General features: G+C 47.2%; 20 protein-coding genes. 9 read left to right on the top strand and 11 right to left on the bottom strand.

The window, feature by feature from the left end; translation table 11 throughout:
- Positions 1 to 41 precede the first annotated feature (41 nt).
- Entirely contained in the window at positions 42 to 1,661 is a 1,620-nt protein-coding gene (locus B5E53_RS14635) for an alpha-glucosidase (RefSeq protein ID WP_087316342.1), read from the top strand.
- Positions 1,662 to 1,742: 81 nt separating this feature from the next.
- Here the strand turns inward: B5E53_RS14635 and B5E53_RS14630 are convergent, their stop codons facing one another.
- The 5 genes from B5E53_RS14630 to B5E53_RS14610 all read right to left on the bottom strand — a co-directional run bounded on the left by B5E53_RS14630 (position 1,743) and on the right by B5E53_RS14610 (position 5,342).
- On the bottom strand, positions 1,743 to 2,087 hold the full coding sequence (locus B5E53_RS14630; protein WP_087316340.1) for a MerR family transcriptional regulator: 345 nt from the start codon (positions 2,085 to 2,087) through the stop codon (positions 1,743 to 1,745).
- A gap of 260 nt (positions 2,088 to 2,347) precedes the next feature.
- Complete coding sequence (locus B5E53_RS19340) at positions 2,348 to 3,385, bottom strand: hypothetical protein (protein WP_087316338.1); 1,038 nt, start codon at positions 3,383 to 3,385, stop codon at positions 2,348 to 2,350.
- 183 nt (positions 3,386 to 3,568) lie between these two features.
- Positions 3,569 to 4,030, bottom strand: coding sequence for a hypothetical protein (locus B5E53_RS14620; protein WP_140401510.1), 462 nt, complete (start codon positions 4,028 to 4,030; stop codon positions 3,569 to 3,571).
- 212 nt (positions 4,031 to 4,242) lie between these two features.
- Positions 4,243 to 4,722 (bottom strand): flavodoxin, encoded by a 480-nt coding sequence (locus B5E53_RS14615; protein ID WP_087316334.1) that lies wholly within the window; start codon positions 4,720 to 4,722, stop codon positions 4,243 to 4,245.
- A 107-nt stretch (positions 4,723 to 4,829) separates the two neighbouring features.
- Positions 4,830 to 5,342, bottom strand: a complete 513-nt coding sequence (locus B5E53_RS14610; protein ID WP_087316397.1) for an O-acetyl-ADP-ribose deacetylase — start codon at positions 5,340 to 5,342, stop codon at positions 4,830 to 4,832.
- A gap of 191 nt (positions 5,343 to 5,533) precedes the next feature.
- Between B5E53_RS14610 and B5E53_RS14605 the strand changes: the two genes are divergently transcribed.
- On the top strand, positions 5,534 to 5,926 hold the full coding sequence (locus B5E53_RS14605) for a hypothetical protein (RefSeq protein WP_087316332.1): 393 nt from the start codon (positions 5,534 to 5,536) through the stop codon (positions 5,924 to 5,926).
- A gap of 120 nt (positions 5,927 to 6,046) precedes the next feature.
- Here the strand turns inward: B5E53_RS14605 and xylB are convergent, their stop codons facing one another.
- Both xylB and B5E53_RS14595 read right to left on the bottom strand, forming a co-directional pair.
- The gene (xylB, locus tag B5E53_RS14600; protein ID WP_087316330.1) at positions 6,047 to 7,528 is read right to left on the bottom strand and encodes a xylulokinase; all 1,482 of its coding nucleotides are present in this window, start codon (positions 7,526 to 7,528) and stop codon (positions 6,047 to 6,049) included.
- A gap of 11 nt (positions 7,529 to 7,539) precedes the next feature.
- Positions 7,540 to 8,451: an ARMT1-like domain-containing protein gene (locus tag B5E53_RS14595; RefSeq protein ID WP_087316328.1), complete on the bottom strand. Its 912-nt coding sequence runs from the start codon at positions 8,449 to 8,451 to the stop codon at positions 7,540 to 7,542.
- Positions 8,452 to 8,680: 229 nt separating this feature from the next.
- Between B5E53_RS14595 and B5E53_RS14590 the strand changes: the two genes are divergently transcribed.
- Positions 8,681 to 9,226, top strand: coding sequence for a flavodoxin domain-containing protein (locus B5E53_RS14590; protein WP_087316395.1), 546 nt, complete (start codon positions 8,681 to 8,683; stop codon positions 9,224 to 9,226).
- A 25-nt stretch (positions 9,227 to 9,251) separates the two neighbouring features.
- Here the strand turns inward: B5E53_RS14590 and B5E53_RS14585 are convergent, their stop codons facing one another.
- Complete coding sequence (locus B5E53_RS14585; RefSeq protein ID WP_087316326.1) at positions 9,252 to 10,073, bottom strand: sulfite exporter TauE/SafE family protein; 822 nt, start codon at positions 10,071 to 10,073, stop codon at positions 9,252 to 9,254.
- A 180-nt stretch (positions 10,074 to 10,253) separates the two neighbouring features.
- On the opposite strand from B5E53_RS14585, the gene B5E53_RS14580 reads away from it, so the two are divergent.
- From B5E53_RS14580 to B5E53_RS14565, 4 genes are all read left to right on the top strand, one after another.
- Entirely contained in the window at positions 10,254 to 10,727 is a 474-nt protein-coding gene (locus tag B5E53_RS14580; protein WP_343215665.1) for a TspO/MBR family protein, read from the top strand.
- 333 nt (positions 10,728 to 11,060) lie between these two features.
- Positions 11,061 to 11,249, top strand: coding sequence for a hypothetical protein (locus tag B5E53_RS14575; protein ID WP_087316321.1), 189 nt, complete (start codon positions 11,061 to 11,063; stop codon positions 11,247 to 11,249).
- A gap of 30 nt (positions 11,250 to 11,279) precedes the next feature.
- The gene (locus B5E53_RS14570) at positions 11,280 to 12,374 is read left to right on the top strand and encodes an iron-containing alcohol dehydrogenase family protein (RefSeq protein ID WP_087316319.1); all 1,095 of its coding nucleotides are present in this window, start codon (positions 11,280 to 11,282) and stop codon (positions 12,372 to 12,374) included.
- 22 nt (positions 12,375 to 12,396) lie between these two features.
- Positions 12,397 to 13,578: a hypothetical protein gene (locus tag B5E53_RS14565; RefSeq protein ID WP_087316317.1), complete on the top strand. Its 1,182-nt coding sequence runs from the start codon at positions 12,397 to 12,399 to the stop codon at positions 13,576 to 13,578.
- A 37-nt stretch (positions 13,579 to 13,615) separates the two neighbouring features.
- Here B5E53_RS14565 and B5E53_RS14560 read toward each other — a convergent pair whose 3' ends face one another.
- From B5E53_RS14560 to B5E53_RS14550, 3 genes are all read right to left on the bottom strand, one after another.
- Positions 13,616 to 13,945 (bottom strand): hypothetical protein, encoded by a 330-nt coding sequence (locus B5E53_RS14560; RefSeq protein WP_087316315.1) that lies wholly within the window; start codon positions 13,943 to 13,945, stop codon positions 13,616 to 13,618.
- Positions 13,935 to 14,306 (bottom strand): GntR family transcriptional regulator, encoded by a 372-nt coding sequence (locus B5E53_RS14555; RefSeq protein WP_087316312.1) that lies wholly within the window; start codon positions 14,304 to 14,306, stop codon positions 13,935 to 13,937. The genes B5E53_RS14560 and B5E53_RS14555 overlap by 11 nt, the downstream gene beginning before the upstream one ends.
- 108 nt (positions 14,307 to 14,414) lie before the next feature.
- Entirely contained in the window at positions 14,415 to 14,654 is a 240-nt protein-coding gene (locus B5E53_RS14550) for a hypothetical protein (protein WP_087316310.1), read from the bottom strand.
- 71 nt (positions 14,655 to 14,725) lie between these two features.
- On the opposite strand from B5E53_RS14550, the gene B5E53_RS14545 reads away from it, so the two are divergent.
- Together B5E53_RS14545 and B5E53_RS14540 are read left to right on the top strand one after the other, a co-directional pair.
- Positions 14,726 to 15,403, top strand: coding sequence for a helix-turn-helix domain-containing protein (locus B5E53_RS14545; RefSeq protein ID WP_087316307.1), 678 nt, complete (start codon positions 14,726 to 14,728; stop codon positions 15,401 to 15,403).
- Positions 15,404 to 15,405: 2 nt separating this feature from the next.
- Positions 15,406 to 16,302, top strand: coding sequence for an IS3 family transposase (locus B5E53_RS14540; RefSeq protein ID WP_343215666.1), 897 nt, complete (start codon positions 15,406 to 15,408; stop codon positions 16,300 to 16,302).
- Positions 16,303 to 16,379: the final 77 nt, after the last annotated feature.

The following is a 16,379-nucleotide window of genomic DNA, read 5'->3' as shown; positions in this document are numbered from 1 at the left end:
AGACGCCGCAAAAAATACACAAACAGAAAGGGATTACACACATGGATAACAAATGGTGGAAAAAAGCAGTCATCTATCAGGTTTACCCAAAGAGTTTTCAGGATACCAACGGCGACGGCATCGGCGATCTCCCGGGCATCATCAGCCGACTTGACTATCTGGAAGATCTGGGCGTCGACGCCATCTGGCTTTCCCCGGTCTACCGTTCTCCTCAGGATGACAACGGCTACGATATTTCCGACTACCAGGATATCGATCCAATCTTCGGCAATCTTGACGACATGGACCGCCTGATCTCCGAGGCAAAGAAGCATCACATCCGCATTATCATGGATCTGGTTCTCAACCATACTTCCGATGAACATTTCTGGTTCCGGGAAGCTTTAAAAGGAAAAGATAACCCTTATCATGATTATTACGTTTGGAGAGACGGCGTGGAAGGCTGTCCTCCCAACGATCTGACCTCCGGTTTCGGCGGTTCCATCTGGCAGTGGGTGCCGGAACTTGAGCAGTATTATATGCATCAGTTCTCCAGGAAGCAGCCGGATTTAAACTGGGAGAATCCGAACATGCGCCAGGAACTTTACAACATGATCAACTGGTGGATCGACCGCGGCATTGAAGGCTTCCGCCTGGACGTCATCGACCATATCGGCAAGGTTCCAGATGAAAAAATCATGGTGGAGGGTCCGAAGCTTCACCAGCTGATCCATGAATTAAGCGCCAACACCTTCGGCAAAGCCGGACTGGTCAGCGTCGGAGAGGCCTGGAGCGCAACACCGGAAAGGGCTCTCCTCTACAGCAATCCGGACGGCAGCGAGTTATCCATGGTTTTCCAGTTTGAACATATCTCTCTGGATCAGCAGCCGGACGGAACCAAATGGGATCTGATGCCTCTGCCATTCCTCAGATTTAAAGAAGTCATGAACAAATGGCAGACTGAGCTCCACGGCAGGGGATGGAACAGCCTTTTCTGGGATAACCACGACCTGCCTCGTATCGTCTCCCGCTGGGGCAATGACAGCGAGGAATACCGTGTTATCTCAGCCAAAATGCTCGCCACTCTCCTTCATGGCATGGAAGGCACCCCATACATTTACCAGGGCGAAGAGCTTGGCATGACCAACACCCCTCTGTCCATCGATCAGTACAATGATCTGGAAACCCTGAACGCGTACAGAGTACTCAAAGCTGACGGCCGGTCGGAAGAAGATATCATGAAGTCCATCCACGCCAAGAGCCGTGACAACGCCCGCACTCCAATGCAGTGGGACGACAGCGCACAGGCCGGTTTCACCACAGGAACACCATGGCTGCCGGTGAATCCGAACTACACAACTATCAACGCTGCTTCTCAGGTGAATGATGACGATTCTATCTTTTCCTATTATAAAAAGCTCATTCGCCTGCGCAAGGAGACTCCGGTCATCGCAGATGGTTCCTTCCAGATGCTTCTGCCGGATGACGAGGCAATCTTTGCCTACCATAGAAAAGACGACAGCCAGACACTGACCGTCATCTGTAACTTCTACGGCAACACGTGTAAAATTGACGCCGCTTCCCTGATTCCGGAAGGAAGTCAGCTGCTCATCTCCAACTATGCAGACATGGAAGACGTCAACACTCTGCGCCCTTATGAAGCACGAATGTATCTAAAATAGCAAAAACGCCTGTCAGCCCATGGAACAATTTTTATTCCACTGCCGACAGGCATTTTTATTCAGCCAGCCACGCACGGTCAGTCAATATTTCTGCATCATATACCGCAGATAGTCCAGCCGCTCCAGCTTACGTTCTTTCAGATGGATCTCATCCAGCGCCGCTCCCCGCCGTTTATCCAGCAGCCGCAACCGCTCATCCCGGCTTTTATCGCCTTCCAGCGCCAGACGCATATATTCCTCCACTTCCTCCGGCTCAAATCCCACATCGTGCAGGGTCATGATCAGACTGAGCCGCTTCAGATCTTCCTCATCATACTGCCACGCACCCACAACCTTCCTGACTGCACCGCACAGTCCCCAGCTCTCATACTCTTTCAGCACCTCAATGGGTATCTGATATCTCTCACTTGCCTCATCTATCGTCATTTTATCGCCTCCCACATATCATTTTTCATGCTTTATGACTTCTGGTACAAAATAAAATTCCGAAGCTTTTCCTGTCAGATAACCTGTACCGAAAAAAGACACCCTTTCGGATGCCTTCAATATAACACTCTTCACTGATACCGTCTAATGCCTGCTTTCGATTGTCAGAAATGCAGATGGGGTATGTTTATCCCATATTTTTCTATTGAACTTCAACAGAGTGACAGCGCAGCAATCGTAAAACTGCTGCGCTCAAAAAATCATTTATCAGTATTATCTTCGTAACTCTCTGCCAGCCATTCCTTCACCTGTTCCTCCGGCATATCCACAATCTCTGCGATAGTTTCTGCATCATATCCCATCTGGCACAAACGCAGAGCTGTCTCTCTGGCTTTTTTTATCTGCCCCTGTTTTTCTCCTTTGATGGTTCCTATGGTAATCCCACGGGCTTCTCCACGTGCCTCTCCTCTGGCTTCTCCTCTGGCCTCTCCTCTAGCCTCTCCCCGGGCCTCCGCCCGAGCCTCTGCCTCTTCCTGCATCCTTTGTCTGTGAATGGTATCATCAAAGATTACCCCAATCATACTTGTCACCTCTTCCTTCTTCCTGTTGAGATACTCCTGTAAAATATTATGCGCAATGCAGTATTCCACCAGTTTTTCCGCAGCTTCTCTTGTTCTTCCGTATTCTTTATAAAAATGATCAGCCTGTTCCGTGAAAGAAACATACTGATCCAGAATATCTCCTTTGTTTTCTCCATTATAAATCATATGAATTTTAAGTTCAACATTTTTACATATCCCGTGAAAGATATCTTCTGACAGCCGCAGAAACTCCGGCCGTTTTTTCCGACTCCCTGTGTAGACCACATAGAATTCCGGTACAGGAAGGTTTAATTCTTTGGAAGAAAATACATCTAATTTATTCTGTACAATATAGTTTTTCCAGATTTCCGCCAGATAAATGTACATGCGTATCAAAATATTAACGCTCCATGTACTCTGTGCTTCTATCATTATCAGATATCTGCCGCCTATGTACATTCCCAGATCATTGCGGATACCGTTAGTAATCTCCCGTATAATGGTAAGATAGGAAATGTCTTCTTCCGTTGTCTCCGTATCCTCCGGATGCAGAATTTTATAAAGCTGCAACCCATATCCTGGCTCCGAGAACAGGTTACGGAAAACGCTGTCTTTGATCGTTCGCTTTGGTTTCTCTCTATCTTCAAGTTTTATCAGTGTGGTGTTTCGGGATTTTTTTCGTTTTGCTCCATTCTTCTTTGAATGTTTATGCTTCAATCCCTTCACCTCATATATTATAGCATTACAATTGCAATTGTATTTTTATTATAATAATACTATTGAAAAAATGCAAGAAGAAAATGTCAATATTTTCCTTGACCTTTTCTCCCCCACTCCTCACTGTCTATTTTAGCGGTGCATACACATCAAAAAGCCGCCACCAACAGTGACGGCCTGATGTTACCCCTTGATATATCCCATGATATAGTGCAGAAACTCCAGCGCGCTGCGGTAAGATAGTTTTCGTTTTCCGGCCTGGAGAATACCCTGCCAGCCTCCATAGCGGCGGAATCTGGTCTCCACATACACTGACGGATTATTTCCCGTAGTCAGCTCATGAAATTTTTCCGCTGCATCGGCTCCATAATTCCAGTCAGCATCGTTCTCCAGCGGCGTACCTATCCATTTTTCAGAATCATCCCATTCCCGGATTTTAAGCTCGGTCTGTGGGTAATCCAGCAGATCATAAATGCGGTCCATTTTCATCATCATATCGCCAAGGCCCTGGAATGGGATGCCTTCCTGCATATTTTCTTTTAACAAATGAACAGATTCTTCCTGATCTGTCATGACTTTTCCTCTTGTATTCCCTGCTATTCTACTAAACATTTCATGCAAATGGTCATTCTTTTTTATATTCATTTTTTTCGTCTCCTGCATTCTTCTTTCTTTAGCCGCGCACTTATACTTTTTATCCACAGCTTTTTCTCAGTAAGTGTATATTGTGCCATTTTAGCAACAATATGCAGAATTCCAAAGTACAGAAGGCTATCTGACCAAAAAAAAGAAAGGAATCCCGGCGACTCCTTTCTTTTTATAAGATTATTTATGTAAAAATTTTATCCTGGAAAATGTCAGATACCCAGGCTGTTCACCCAGTCTTTCAGCGTCTCCACAGAAGGGCCGTCATTCATCATACGACCTTCTTTTAATACTGCTCCCGGACAGCTTCCCTGGAGACTCTTGATGGTTCCATCCAGTCCGCTGCTGCCGGAAGTGGCAAACAGAATAATTGTCCTGCCGGAAAGATCATAGCTTTCCAGAAATGTATTGATAATGGTCGGAGCTGTGTACCACCAGATCGGGAAGCCAAGGAAAATCACATCGTACTCTTCTGCCTTCGCGTCTTTATCTGTGATAGCCGGGCGGGAAGCCGGATCATTCATCTCCAAGGAACTTCTGGAATTTCTGTTGGTCCAGTCAAGGTCTTCCTTTGTATATGGCGTTTCCGGTTTGATTTCATACAGATCAGCACCCGCTGCCTCTGCCAGTTTCTTTGCTTCTCCCGCAGTTCTGCCACCTGCAGAAAAATATGCCACTAACTTTTTGCTCATAAAACATTCTCCTTTCTTTGATTTATCCTGTATTTCGTTTTCTGATTTATTGTACCACAGACTCTCCAAAGTCTCAATTTGCCCTATGAATGTCTTGCTCACACCGATCAGGACAGAAACTTCTCATACAGTTCGCAGGTCTGCCGGTCAAATCCGCACAAAATCACCTCTATGATATAATCTTCATGCTCCTTCATCCACTGCTGTACCGTCTCCACAGCAATGGCGGCCGCCGCTTTCTTCGGATACCCGTACACCCCTGTGGAGATGGCCGGAAATGCGATACTTCCGACGCCGTGTTTCCTCGCCAGTTCCAGGGAATTCCAGTAGCAGTCCGCCAGAAGCTCCGCGTCCTTTGGTCTGCCGGAATAGACTGGTCCCACCGTGTGAATGACGTATGATGCCTTCAAATTATATCCTTTTGTAACCTTCGCCTGTCCCGTCTCACAGCCGTGGAGTGTCCGGCACTCCTGCAGCAGTCCCGGTCCCGCCGTCCGGTGAATGGCTCCATCCACACCTCCGCCTCCCAGAAGGGAGCGGTTGGCCGCATTGACGATACAGTCCACATCCAGTTTCGTGATATCTCCCTGGCAGATGGACAGTTTGCTGCCCCGACCCATTTCCAGCATTACTTTCATAGAATTATCTTTCATAATTAACAACACCCCCATACATTTTTTCATATTCTTTTAAAAAACAAAAAATAAAGGTTCCCTTCTCTATACTTTTATGATATTATTATTGTTGAAAATATATTTTCTGTTATGTTTTATTTCCAGAACGATACTTACCATGAAATGGAGGGATTATCATGAGTATCAACCGAGACAAATTATTAACGATAAGTTTTTTCATTATGCTTTTCGGGATTCTTTTTGTGGCAGCCGCTTTCTTCCCGGTTCTTGACTGGAGCAGGCACCCTGTATACCTGAACCTCAGAATGTATGTGGCATTTCCGATTCTCTACTTCATCTGCGGAATAGCCATTGCCAACATGATTATCCGTTATTTCTCCCGACTGAGAGAACGCCTGGCACTCCTGTCCCGCGAGAAGCGCACCCACTATCTGGCAGCTGTTCTCATTCTGCTGGTCATTCTGGAAATCTGCGTGTTTGCTCTGGAACCAGTGCGTATTTTTGTGGCAGTGCGTTTCCCCCTTCTCTATACGATACCGGGGATGGCAGTATGTGCGCTCAGTGAATAAAACGATGCTTAGCCGTCACTGATGTACTGTGATGGCTAATCTCTACTTTGGGATAAAGCCCATGTTTATACTGTTTGTTTCAAATCATCATTTTTTCAAAGGACCAGGCAATCGTTTTCATCATTCCATTATATCCCACAGCCGTCCGTACAGTTTACGGTATTTCTCATATCCTTCCCGGTAGACGTCCGCGTTGCGTTCATCCGGGAGATATGTCCGCTCATCCATGGAGACGAATCTGCCGCAGGCTTCTTCCAGGGACGGCAGGATGCCGGTACCCACTGCCGCCAGCAGACAGCTTCCAAGACACGCCTGTTCTTTTACCCGGCTGGCCCGGACAGGTTTTTCAAAGATATCTGCCTGAATCTGGAGCCACTGCGGAGAGGCTGTGGCTCCGCCGGAAGCAATGATCTCCGGAGCGTCGATGCCCAGTTCCTGTATGAGACCTAAGCAGTCTTTCAGGCTGTAGGCCACGCCTTCCATGACTGCCCGCAGGAAATGTCCCCGCTCCTGACCGAGGGTCATACCAAAAAACACACCTTTTGCATCCGGGTTCATGTGGGGCGTCCGCTCCCCGGACAAATAAGGCAGGTAAATGAGCCCTTCCGCTCCGGGCGGGACTGCTGACACCAATGCATTGACCTCCTGGTAACTGTCCACATGCAGCACTTTATTTTTCGCCCAATTTAAAGACATACCGCTGCACAAGGTGGCGCCGAAGATGGTATATCCGCCGCGAATCCCGTGGCAGAAAGTATTGGTACGGAGCTTCTTATCATAAGCCGGCGAAGAAGCGAAGGCCGATATCTGCCCTCCGGTCCCGATATTGCTGATAATCCGGCCGCCCTTTATGACCCCGTTTCCGATGCTCTGGGCCGGCTGGTCACCGCTGCCGTAGATGACAGGAACCCCTGCCGGAAGACCAGTTTCCGCCGCGCAGGACGGACTGATGGTTCCGGCGATGTCCGACGACTCCTTTACTTCCGGAAACAGCCCGGCGGGCAGACCGAAACGTTCCAGTATATCCCAGGCCCAGTTCCGTTTTGCCGTGTCAAACATGGTCGTGGAGGAAGCGTCCACCACTTCCGCCCCAACGGCTCCGGTCATTCTGTAACGCAGATAATCCTTTGGAGTCAGCACATGTTCCGCTCTGGCAAAAATATCCGGCTCCTGTTCCTTCACCCATAACAGCGACGGAAAGGCAAATCCGCTGCTGACCCTGTTACAGAAGATCTGCCCCATTTCCTCCTGCGAAAGGGCGGCACTGATTTCTTTCAGCTGTCTTCCCGCCCGCTGGTCCAGCCAGATAATGGCCGGGCGCACCGGACGTCCGTCGGCTCCGGTCAGCACAAGGCCGTGCATCTGTCCAGAATATCCCACGGCACACACCGCTTCAAAAGCATTCCGGTGATGTTCCCGCAGCCAACCGAGGACTTCCACCAAAGATTTCCACCACATTTCCGGATTCTGCTCCGCCCAGCCGGGATGAGAAATATCCACGCCATAATCCTTTGCCTTCACTCCAACAACCCCGTTTTCCAGATCCAGAAGCATGGCTTTCACACTGGAAGTACCCAGATCGATTCCCAAAACTACTCTCATAATCTTTCTCCTCAGCGATTTCTCGCGTCTCTTTCACGAACAAGCATCCCGGAAAACGGTTCCACGCCGAACATATCCGAGAAAATGTGACATTTACATAAGAACAAATAATAAATGTTCTTTCCGCAGCAGCGCATCGTCTCAAAGTTGGCCTGTCCTTTGGCCAGCATCACATCGGCGGATTCCATCCGCGCCAGGGCCTCTTCCGATAACTCCGGCACCCAGGTTCCGGCCACATCATTGCCATTGTCCACCACGTAGGCAATCTCTCCCAGCCCCACCTGGGCGGCATCCATCCGGGTGACATCATTTAAGGTTTCTGCCCCGCGGACCACGATGGATACGGAAACCTGCGGATACTGTCTCTGAATCTCCTCAATGAGAAGCTTATCCAGAACCACTTCCCCGCAGTTGTCCGTGAAAAATACAAATCGCTCCGCGGTGCTTAAATCCTGTTTCAGATGAGAATAGGCGTCCTCATCGATCTGCTGATCTGCCGCTGTTCCCAACAGCTGGTCCAGCTTCTCTTCATCCACATTCTTCATGGCTCCAAAATCAATATAGTTGCCGACCATGGACAACTGCAGCGCCATTTTCAGCGGATCCTCCGCCTTTGCAATCTGCCTGCGGAATTCCTCCTCCTTTTCCAGCATAATCTGGTTGAAATGTATTTTAATTCTGGTGTAATTATCGGCCTCTCCGAACATTTCCATGCGCACCTTATTGATGTCCCGGACAATAACCGGAATGGCGTCGGTTTTTGGCGCTTCGGCAATCAGAGTCAGCACTTTCTGCATATAGTCAATCTTTGCCTCCTCCGAAGCATCTTCCGGATACTTTCCAAGATACTTATCGCAGGTGCAGGTAATACACTCCGGACGGAGACGGTGAATTTCCTGTAAATTTTTTGTCTCTTTTGTCATATTCCTTCTCCTTACATCATATGATTGAATTAACTATACTATTTTTTCTATATAAATGCAACAAATATACCCGTGCTTTCCGGCGGGAAAAAACCGGTAGACCGGGCCGGCTTGATTTTCCTACCATAAAAGTCTATTATATAGAGGAATATGTCCGTCACGATAATATTCTACTATAGTATACTGCAAATTTTATGCCGCCGGAAGTGGCGGCGGAATGGAGATTTTCATGAAAAGAACTGTTGTAATTTACGAATCCAAATATGGCTCAACAAGAAGATATGCAGAATGGATTGCGGAAGCATTATCCTGCTCTTTTTTTGAAAAGGATATTTTTAAACCGGAGGATTTCTCCAATTATGATGTCATCATCTATGGCGGCGGCCTGTACGCCGGCGGAGTAAGCGGTATCAAACTGCTCACAAAAAACTGGGAACTGCTCCGCGACCGGCACGTGATTCTCTTTACCTGCGGTCTGGCCGACCCGGCCGATCCGGAAAATACCGCCCACATCAGAGAATCCCTGTCCAAGGCACTTTCTCCGGAAATGCTTGAACATATCCATCTGTTCCATCTGCGGGGCGGCATTGATTACAGCAAATTAAGCTTTATACACAAATCCATGATGGCTATGCTGCGCAAATCCCTGCAGAAAAAAGACAAAGATTCCCTGAGGGAGGAAGATAAACAGCTGCTTGATACTTACGGAGGGTCCATTGATTTCAGTGATAAGGAAACCATTCAGCCCATTGTGCAATATGTTTTATCTCTGTGACAGGGACAGATTACAATCCGTCCTGTCACTGTAAGCTTCCAAACATTGCTGCCATCTGCCTGCATGTGCTGACGATATTTTCCCACTCTGTAAACACCATTCCGACTCCGAGGATCAAAAGAATCACTCCGGTGATCTGGTGTGCCTGTCCGGCAGAGATTTTGTTGGCAATGGAGGAGGCCGCTGCCGAACAAAGGAAGGTGACTGCCATACAGATGAGCAGAGGTATCATATATCCCGTCATATTTCCAAAAACAAAATGAGACACGGCGCCGATAAACGCCGTAAAAGTCATGACAAAAACGCTGGTCCCTACCGCCATTTTCAGCTCATAGCCGAGAATCACATTGAGGACAAAGAGCATCATGAGGCCGCCGCCAAGGCCCACGAAGCCGCAGTAGAGCCCGATGTAGGCGCCCGCCAGAATGGACAGGACTTTCCCCCTCTGCCCTTCCCTCAGGCCGCTTCGCCGGTTTTCTCCGCTGTCGGGCTTCAGGACAAATTTGGCTCCCATAAAAAGAGTCATGGCCACAGAAAACAATCCCATCTCCGTATCGGGCATATACTGGGAGAGATAGCTGCCGATGATGACCATGATGAGCACTGCCCCCAGCGTAAACCTTCCGTTTTTCAGATCAACATACCCATGTTTCTGATACGTCCTCGCCGCAATGGCGGCGGCAGGCACATCTGCCATCAATCCGATTCCCACCGCTTCATACCAGGGACACCCCAGAAAAGCAATGAGCATGGGAGAAATCACCGTTGCCGCAGACATGCCGACAAATCCCACACCAATTCCTGATGCCAGTCCTGCCACAATACAGATCATACACATTTTTACCATTCACATCCGTCCTTTTTTCCATCTTTATCTTCCGAAGTTTCTCTTCCTGTATTATAAACATTTCTCCTGCCGCAGACAACAGGAATCTATATCTGCAAAATACTTGTATAGAGTCTGATCATTCCGCATATAAATAAGGGCAGCCATTTCTGCTTTGATCACAAATTCGTTCTATAAGGAGTGATTTTTTTGAACATTCAATGGAAAAAATTGGTTCCCTGCCTGCTGTTCCCGCTGGCAGTCGGCGGACTTGCCGGCTTTCTCACCCGCAGCAGCATGTCTCTTTTTGATGCGGTGCAGAAACCGCCCCTCTCCCCTCCCGGCTGGCTGTTTCCCGTAGTCTGGACTATTCTTTATCTCCTCATGGGCTTTGCCTCTTATCTGGTGCTAGTCTCTGAAAAACCTGGGCAGACTGCATGGAAGCTGTACGTGATCCAGCTTATTTTTAACTTTTTCTGGCCGATTTTCTTTTTCAACCTGGAACAGTACCTGCTGTCTTTCGTATGGCTTCTCCTTTTATGGCTGTTGATCCTGGCAACGATCCTCTGGTTTTCCCGCTCTTCCAAACTGGCCGGATATTTGCTGATCCCTTATCTTTTGTGGGTCACTTTTGCAGGATATCTCAATCTTGGAATTTATTTTCTTAACCGATAATATGGCCGAGAGTATTGTTTTCATTTGACATTGACAATTCTCTTTTGAAACCATGGAGAAAGTCCATTGACATTTTCTTTTTATCGTGCTAAAGTTTTACTAAACCTGTGAGGAAGAGTAAGTACCCTTGGCGGATGCTTTCCAGAGAGCCGCAGACGGTGGAATTGCGGCATGTCGAAACTGAGGAGAATGGGCTTCTGAGGGCGAGCTGAAACTATCTGTATACGAGTAGGCGGGCCGGAGATTTCACTCCGTTATCAAAACAAGCATATGTCAGTATGCATGAGTGGATGTAGCATATACATCAAGCCGGGTGGCACCGCAGGAGTAATTATGAATTGTATCGCTCTTGTCCCTGCAATATTTTTGCGAGGGACAGGAGCTTTTTTATTTCCAAAAATATTCCATTGGAAATTCTTTGAAACAAAAAAGCCCACCGGGCGGGATGCGCAATCGCGCGAAGCAGAATTTGTCGCAAAAGCGACCGCGCTCGGCGCCAGAGTTCCGCAGGCGGAACTCTGATTGTTCCTCACCAGGAAAGGAGAAAAATAAATGAAACTGGAAAATTATGAAGTACATCTGCCGAATTATTCCATCGGCAATACCATTTATGACAAAATCGGACCGGTCTGCGAGTCCTACGGAAAGAAAGTTCTTGTGATTGGCGGCGAGAAAGCGCTGGCTGCCGCCTATGATAAAATTGCTTCCTATGTGGAGAAAACGAATCTTGAAATCATTGGAAAAGAATTGTTTGGAAAAGACTGCACCTACGCCACCGTGGAAAAGCTCCGCGCTCTGCCGGTCTATCAGGAAGCCGACATGGTCTTCGGCGTGGGCGGAGGCAAGGCTCTTGACACAGTAAAATGTCTGTGTATCACCGATGACAAACCGGTGTTTGCCTTTCCGACCATCGCTTCCAACTGTTCCGCCTGCACATCGGTTTCCATCATGTACAATGATGACGGCACCTTTTTAAAACCGCATTTCTTTGTGCGTCCGGTGATGCACGCCTTCATTGATACGGAAATCATCGCCAAAGCCCCATGTCAGTACATGTGGGCGGGCATCGGCGACACCTACGCCAAATATTATGAGGCGACCATCTCCTCCCGGGACGAACGGCTGGAACATTTCACCGCCCTGGGTGTGGCCGTGAGCCGCATGTGCCGGGACCCGCTCATGGATTACGGGCCAACGGCATTCGCAGACCATAAAAAAGGGCTCTGTACTTACGATGTGGAACAGGTGATCCTGGCCATCGTGGTCACCACGGGAATCGCCTCTATCTTTCTGACAAAAGACTTTACGCCGGACTACAACAGCGGTCTTGCCCACGCCATTTTCTATGCCATGACCTCTTATCCGGTCATTGAGGAACGGCATCTTCACGGAGAAGTGGTGGGCTTCGGCGTACTGCTGGCTCTCCTGGCAGACGGACAGTATGATGAATTTGAGAAAGTTTATGAACTGAACCGGGCTGTGGGCCTGCCGGTTTCCCTGGAAGAAATCGAGATCACAGAAGAACAGTGGGAGGAATGTATGAACCGGATCCCGGACATGTCCGATGTGGCTCATTACCCGTATAAAGTTACCGTGGAAATGCTCAGAGATGCCATGGCGCGCCTGAAAGAAAGAGCAATGAAATAAAAAAGAAAAGAGAAGATAAACAATGAAAAATAAAAAATCAGCCGCCATTATCCTTGGCGTATCATTCGTATGGTTTACCACCCACTTCGGAGGCGGCTTCGCCTCCGGGGCCCAGATTTACAGTTATTATGTGCGGTACGGCATCTGGTGTCTGGCAATGCCGGTCTTCGCCATGCTGTATAACGCAGTCTTTTTTGCTTACAGTCTGCACTTTGCAAAGAAACACGAAGTTTACGATTACCGTTCCTATAATAACGCCTTTTACGGCAGATTCGCACCTGTTTTTTCAAACCTCTTTGAGGTGCTCTACATCTGCGTCATGTGCGTGGCTCCCGCCGTTGCCTTTGCCACCGGCGGCGCGACATTGAGCGCTCTGACAGGGCTCCCGTATCTGCTGTGCACCCTGATCATCGGCGTCTTTATTTTCGTGGTCGCCATTTTCGGAACGGATCTGGTGCGAAGAGTCGCATCGATTCTTTCCATCTGCATCATCGCCGGCCTGCTGATCGTATACATTCCAAATATCATTGCCGGTCTGCCGCAGATTTCCGATACCATAAACCTCATGACAGCACAGAAACTGCCGCTGTCCGCCGCCCTTTACTCCGCGTTTATTTACGGAACCTTCCAGCTTTCCAACATCGCGGTCTTCGTCCAGCACGCCAAATCTTTTGAAAAGCCGGGAGACGCCGTAAAGAGCATGGGCATCGGCTTCGTGGTCAACGCTCTGATGATGGTCATGGTTGTTCTCGGTCTGATGACCGTCTACACCAACCCGGAAGCAGCCGCCCAGGACGTGCCTACCCTCTTCATGGTACAAAACGGCGTGGGCGCTTCCTTCATGACGCCGCTCATCTCCATCCTGATCATCCTGGGCGCCGTCTCCACAGCGGTCAATATGGTTGCCGCCATGGTAAAACGAATCTGCGGCGACGGAGAGAAAACCGCAGCGCCGCAGTCACAGGGTAAAGCTGCCGCCGACAAAAACAACGCAGCCAAAACCGGTCCTCGTATTTCCCGCAAGGAAATCATCGCCGCTCTCATCTGCTGCATCGTGGACTTCGGCATCGCCCAGTTCGGATTGCTGACCCTCATTCAGCGGGCGTACAGCACTATCGCTTACCTGGCCATCCCGGTGATCCTGATCCCGTATGTGATTCATATGATCGTGACAGCGAGCCGTCGTATACGACGTGCGGAATAGGGAAGGCAAAAGGCACAAAACAAAAACAGGGATTGCCTCAAAAGCACACAAGATTGAAAATATTGTATGCTGTCAACATACGATATTTTGCTCTTAGAATATGCTTTTTGGCAATCCCTTTGTTATTATCTCTTACCATCATTCTACTATAATTTTTTCCATTTCCCGCTCCATTTTCTCCCACGAATCCCACAATGGAACCCGCAGGCACTTCCATGGATACGTTTCTCAGGGAAAATCCGGATGCCTTATAGGTCTTTGATACTTTTTCCAGCTTCAACGCATACTCCATTTTTTCTCCTTCCTGACGCACCTGCTGCGTCAATCCTGGCAGATTTGGAAGTTTACTTCCAAACTTATCCTCCATAAAACATTGCCAGCAGCTCCTGAAGGGTTTCCAGCGGAATATCGTTCATACGGCCGATATCTGCCGCCATCTGTAAATGTTCCTCCGCCAGCCGCTGCTGCTGTTCCTTATAAAATTCTTTATTCTGTGCCGATACGAAGCTTCCACGCCCCACGGCCGTCTCGATAAACCCGTCCCTCTGCAATTCCTCATAGGCCTTGCGGACGGTGATCACGCTGACATGGAGAGTCTTCGCCAGGGTGCGGACAGATGGAATCGTATCCCCGGCCTGAAGCTCTCCATTCATGATCATCGCCTTGATCTGTGAGGTGATCTGCTCATAGATAGGTTTATCTGCATTATTACTGATGATAATCTGCATATACAGGCGCCTTTCCTCTTAATAATTGACATTCGAATGTGCTTATTGAGCAAGCACATTATACCCATGGTGTGATGGTTTGTCAAGAGGCCTCATCATTTTTCTCTCTCACCCTTCCTGATGTACATTTCTCGTAAATCCAAGATAAGTCACACCGAAGTAAATGAGATAAATACCTGCAAAGAGAAATACGGACAGAATAAAATAATAGAATCCGTTCCCTTCCGCTCCTGTATAAAAGACGAAGCGGTTTCCGGCAAAGACGGCTGTCACGGCACTCAGCAGCACAGATACCAGCATCGGAACCAGGTAATAGAAAAACAACTGCTTCAGAATCATCCGGTCCACTTCTGATATGCTCCCTTCTGGGTAGACAAGTGAAATAATAAAAACTTGTCACTTAGGAGGGAGTATATTTTATGCCTAAAAAGAAAATATCTGTTGAAGATAAGCTATATGCTGTAAATCTGTATCTGGATGGAAAAGAAAGTCAACATCGAATTGCATCTATGTTTGATGTCAGCGTAGCTTCTGTCCAACAGTGGATTCGTAATTATGAATCCATGGGAGTAGATGCATTCACATTAAAGGGAAATAAGAAATATTCCAAAGAATTGAAGTTACAGGCAGTTTTGGATTATTTAGCATGCCGTGGTTCTCAGGGTGAGATTTGCAAAAAATACGGAATTCGTTCAAAAGCCAAGTTACAAACCTGGATAAAGAAGTATAATGGTCATGAAGAGTTAAAATCTTCTGAAACAGGAGGAAGCTTTATCATGACCCAAGGAAGAAAAACCACATTTAATGAGCGTGTTGAAATTGTACAGTACTGTATCGCACATGACCATAATTATGCTGAAACAGCAAAAAAATATCAAGTATCTTATCAACAGGCTCGTAGTTACACTGTTAAATATGAATCCGGCGGAGTAGAAGCCTTAAGAGATCATCGTGGAAAACGGAAAAATCCTAATGAAATGAATGAGTTAGAAAAGCTGCGTGCTGAAGTTAAGATTTTAAAGGCAGAGAAAGCACGTGCTGAAATGGAGGTTTCTTTCCTAAAAAAACTCGAGCAGATAGAGAGGAGGCGGGACTAAGCCTGATCCGTCATGAACATATATACCAGGCAATTAAAGAAGAACACGAAGAGAAACATTATCCTGTCACTGACCTTTGCAAACTCGGCAGGATTTCCAGAGCTGCTTATTATAAATGGTTACATAGGGAAATTCCTGAAAATGAGCAAAAAAACAAGCGAATTGCAGGTGAAATCGAAAAGATTCATAGGGAATCACCAGACAAAGGTTATCGAAGAATCAGAGATGAATTGGAACGCTATCATGGCATTGACGTTAATGACAAACGTGTATTACGCATTTGCCGCAAACTTAATATTAAATCCACTATCAAGTACTCGAATAACGGATGTACGAGACAGGCAGCAAATCCTCAATATATCGCTGAAAATATACTTAACCGGGAGTTTACAGCTGACGCACCGAATGAGAAATGGCTCACAGATGTAACAGAATTCCATTATTATATTGGGATTGAGAAACACAAGGTCTATCTAAGTGCAATTCTGGATTTATATGATAGACGAATTGTTTCATACGTCATACGTGACAATAACAACAATGCGTTGGTATTTGATACAATTGATGAAGCGATACGAATGAATCCGGATGCGCATCCCTTGTTTCATAGTGACCGGGGATTTCAATATACGAACAGAGCATTTCATAATAAACTTGAATCCGCTGGAATTACGCAAAGCATGTCGAGAGTGGCAAAATGTATCGACAACGGTCCTATGGAGGGATTTTGGGGGATTTTAAAAAGAGAACGTTACTATGGGGAACGATTCACCGATAAAGAAACACTTATAAAAATGATAGAAGATTATATAGATTACTATAACAACAAACGTCTGCAAAGAAATCTTGGAGTTTTAACTCCTATGGAAAAACATGAAATTTATTTGCAGGCAGCATAAAATCTGCCAGTAGTTTTAATCTACTGGCAGGAAAAATTTATATTTTTTTCATTGTCTACTTGACGGGGAGCAGTTCA

This window comes from Eubacterium sp. An11 (assembly GCF_002161065.1).
Taxonomy (GTDB): Bacteria; Bacillota; Clostridia; order Lachnospirales; family Lachnospiraceae; genus Anaerobutyricum; species Anaerobutyricum faecale.
This window is presented reverse-complemented; position numbering and strand designations above follow the sequence as displayed.

Coding starts and splice junctions, on each gene's coding strand:
- B5E53_RS14555 (WP_087316312.1), bottom strand. CDS start 14,306: ATGCAGATTATCATCAGTAATAATGCAGATAAACCTATCTATGAGCAG.
- B5E53_RS14560 (WP_087316315.1), bottom strand. CDS start 13,945: ATGGAGGATAAGTTTGGAAGTAAACTTCCAAATCTGCCAGGATTGACG.
- B5E53_RS14575 (WP_087316321.1), top strand. CDS start 11,061: ATGAATTGTATCGCTCTTGTCCCTGCAATATTTTTGCGAGGGACAGGA.
- B5E53_RS14635 (WP_087316342.1), top strand. CDS start 42: ATGGATAACAAATGGTGGAAAAAAGCAGTCATCTATCAGGTTTACCCA.
- xylB (WP_087316330.1), bottom strand. CDS start 7,528: ATGAGAGTAGTTTTGGGAATCGATCTGGGTACTTCCAGTGTGAAAGCC.
- B5E53_RS14610 (WP_087316397.1), bottom strand. CDS start 5,342: ATGGGTCGGGGCAGCAAACTGTCCATCTGCCAGGGAGATATCACGAAA.
- B5E53_RS14605 (WP_087316332.1), top strand. CDS start 5,534: ATGAGTATCAACCGAGACAAATTATTAACGATAAGTTTTTTCATTATG.
- B5E53_RS14615 (WP_087316334.1), bottom strand. CDS start 4,722: ATGAGCAAAAAGTTAGTGGCATATTTTTCTGCAGGTGGCAGAACTGCG.
- B5E53_RS14545 (WP_087316307.1), top strand. CDS start 14,726: ATGCCTAAAAAGAAAATATCTGTTGAAGATAAGCTATATGCTGTAAAT.
- B5E53_RS14585 (WP_087316326.1), bottom strand. CDS start 10,073: ATGGTAAAAATGTGTATGATCTGTATTGTGGCAGGACTGGCATCAGGA.
- B5E53_RS14630 (WP_087316340.1), bottom strand. CDS start 2,087: ATGACGATAGATGAGGCAAGTGAGAGATATCAGATACCCATTGAGGTG.
- B5E53_RS14590 (WP_087316395.1), top strand. CDS start 8,681: ATGAAAAGAACTGTTGTAATTTACGAATCCAAATATGGCTCAACAAGA.
- B5E53_RS14620 (WP_140401510.1), bottom strand. CDS start 4,030: ATGAATATAAAAAAGAATGACCATTTGCATGAAATGTTTAGTAGAATA.
- B5E53_RS14565 (WP_087316317.1), top strand. CDS start 12,397: ATGAAAAATAAAAAATCAGCCGCCATTATCCTTGGCGTATCATTCGTA.
- B5E53_RS14595 (WP_087316328.1), bottom strand. CDS start 8,451: ATGACAAAAGAGACAAAAAATTTACAGGAAATTCACCGTCTCCGTCCG.
- B5E53_RS14570 (WP_087316319.1), top strand. CDS start 11,280: ATGAAACTGGAAAATTATGAAGTACATCTGCCGAATTATTCCATCGGC.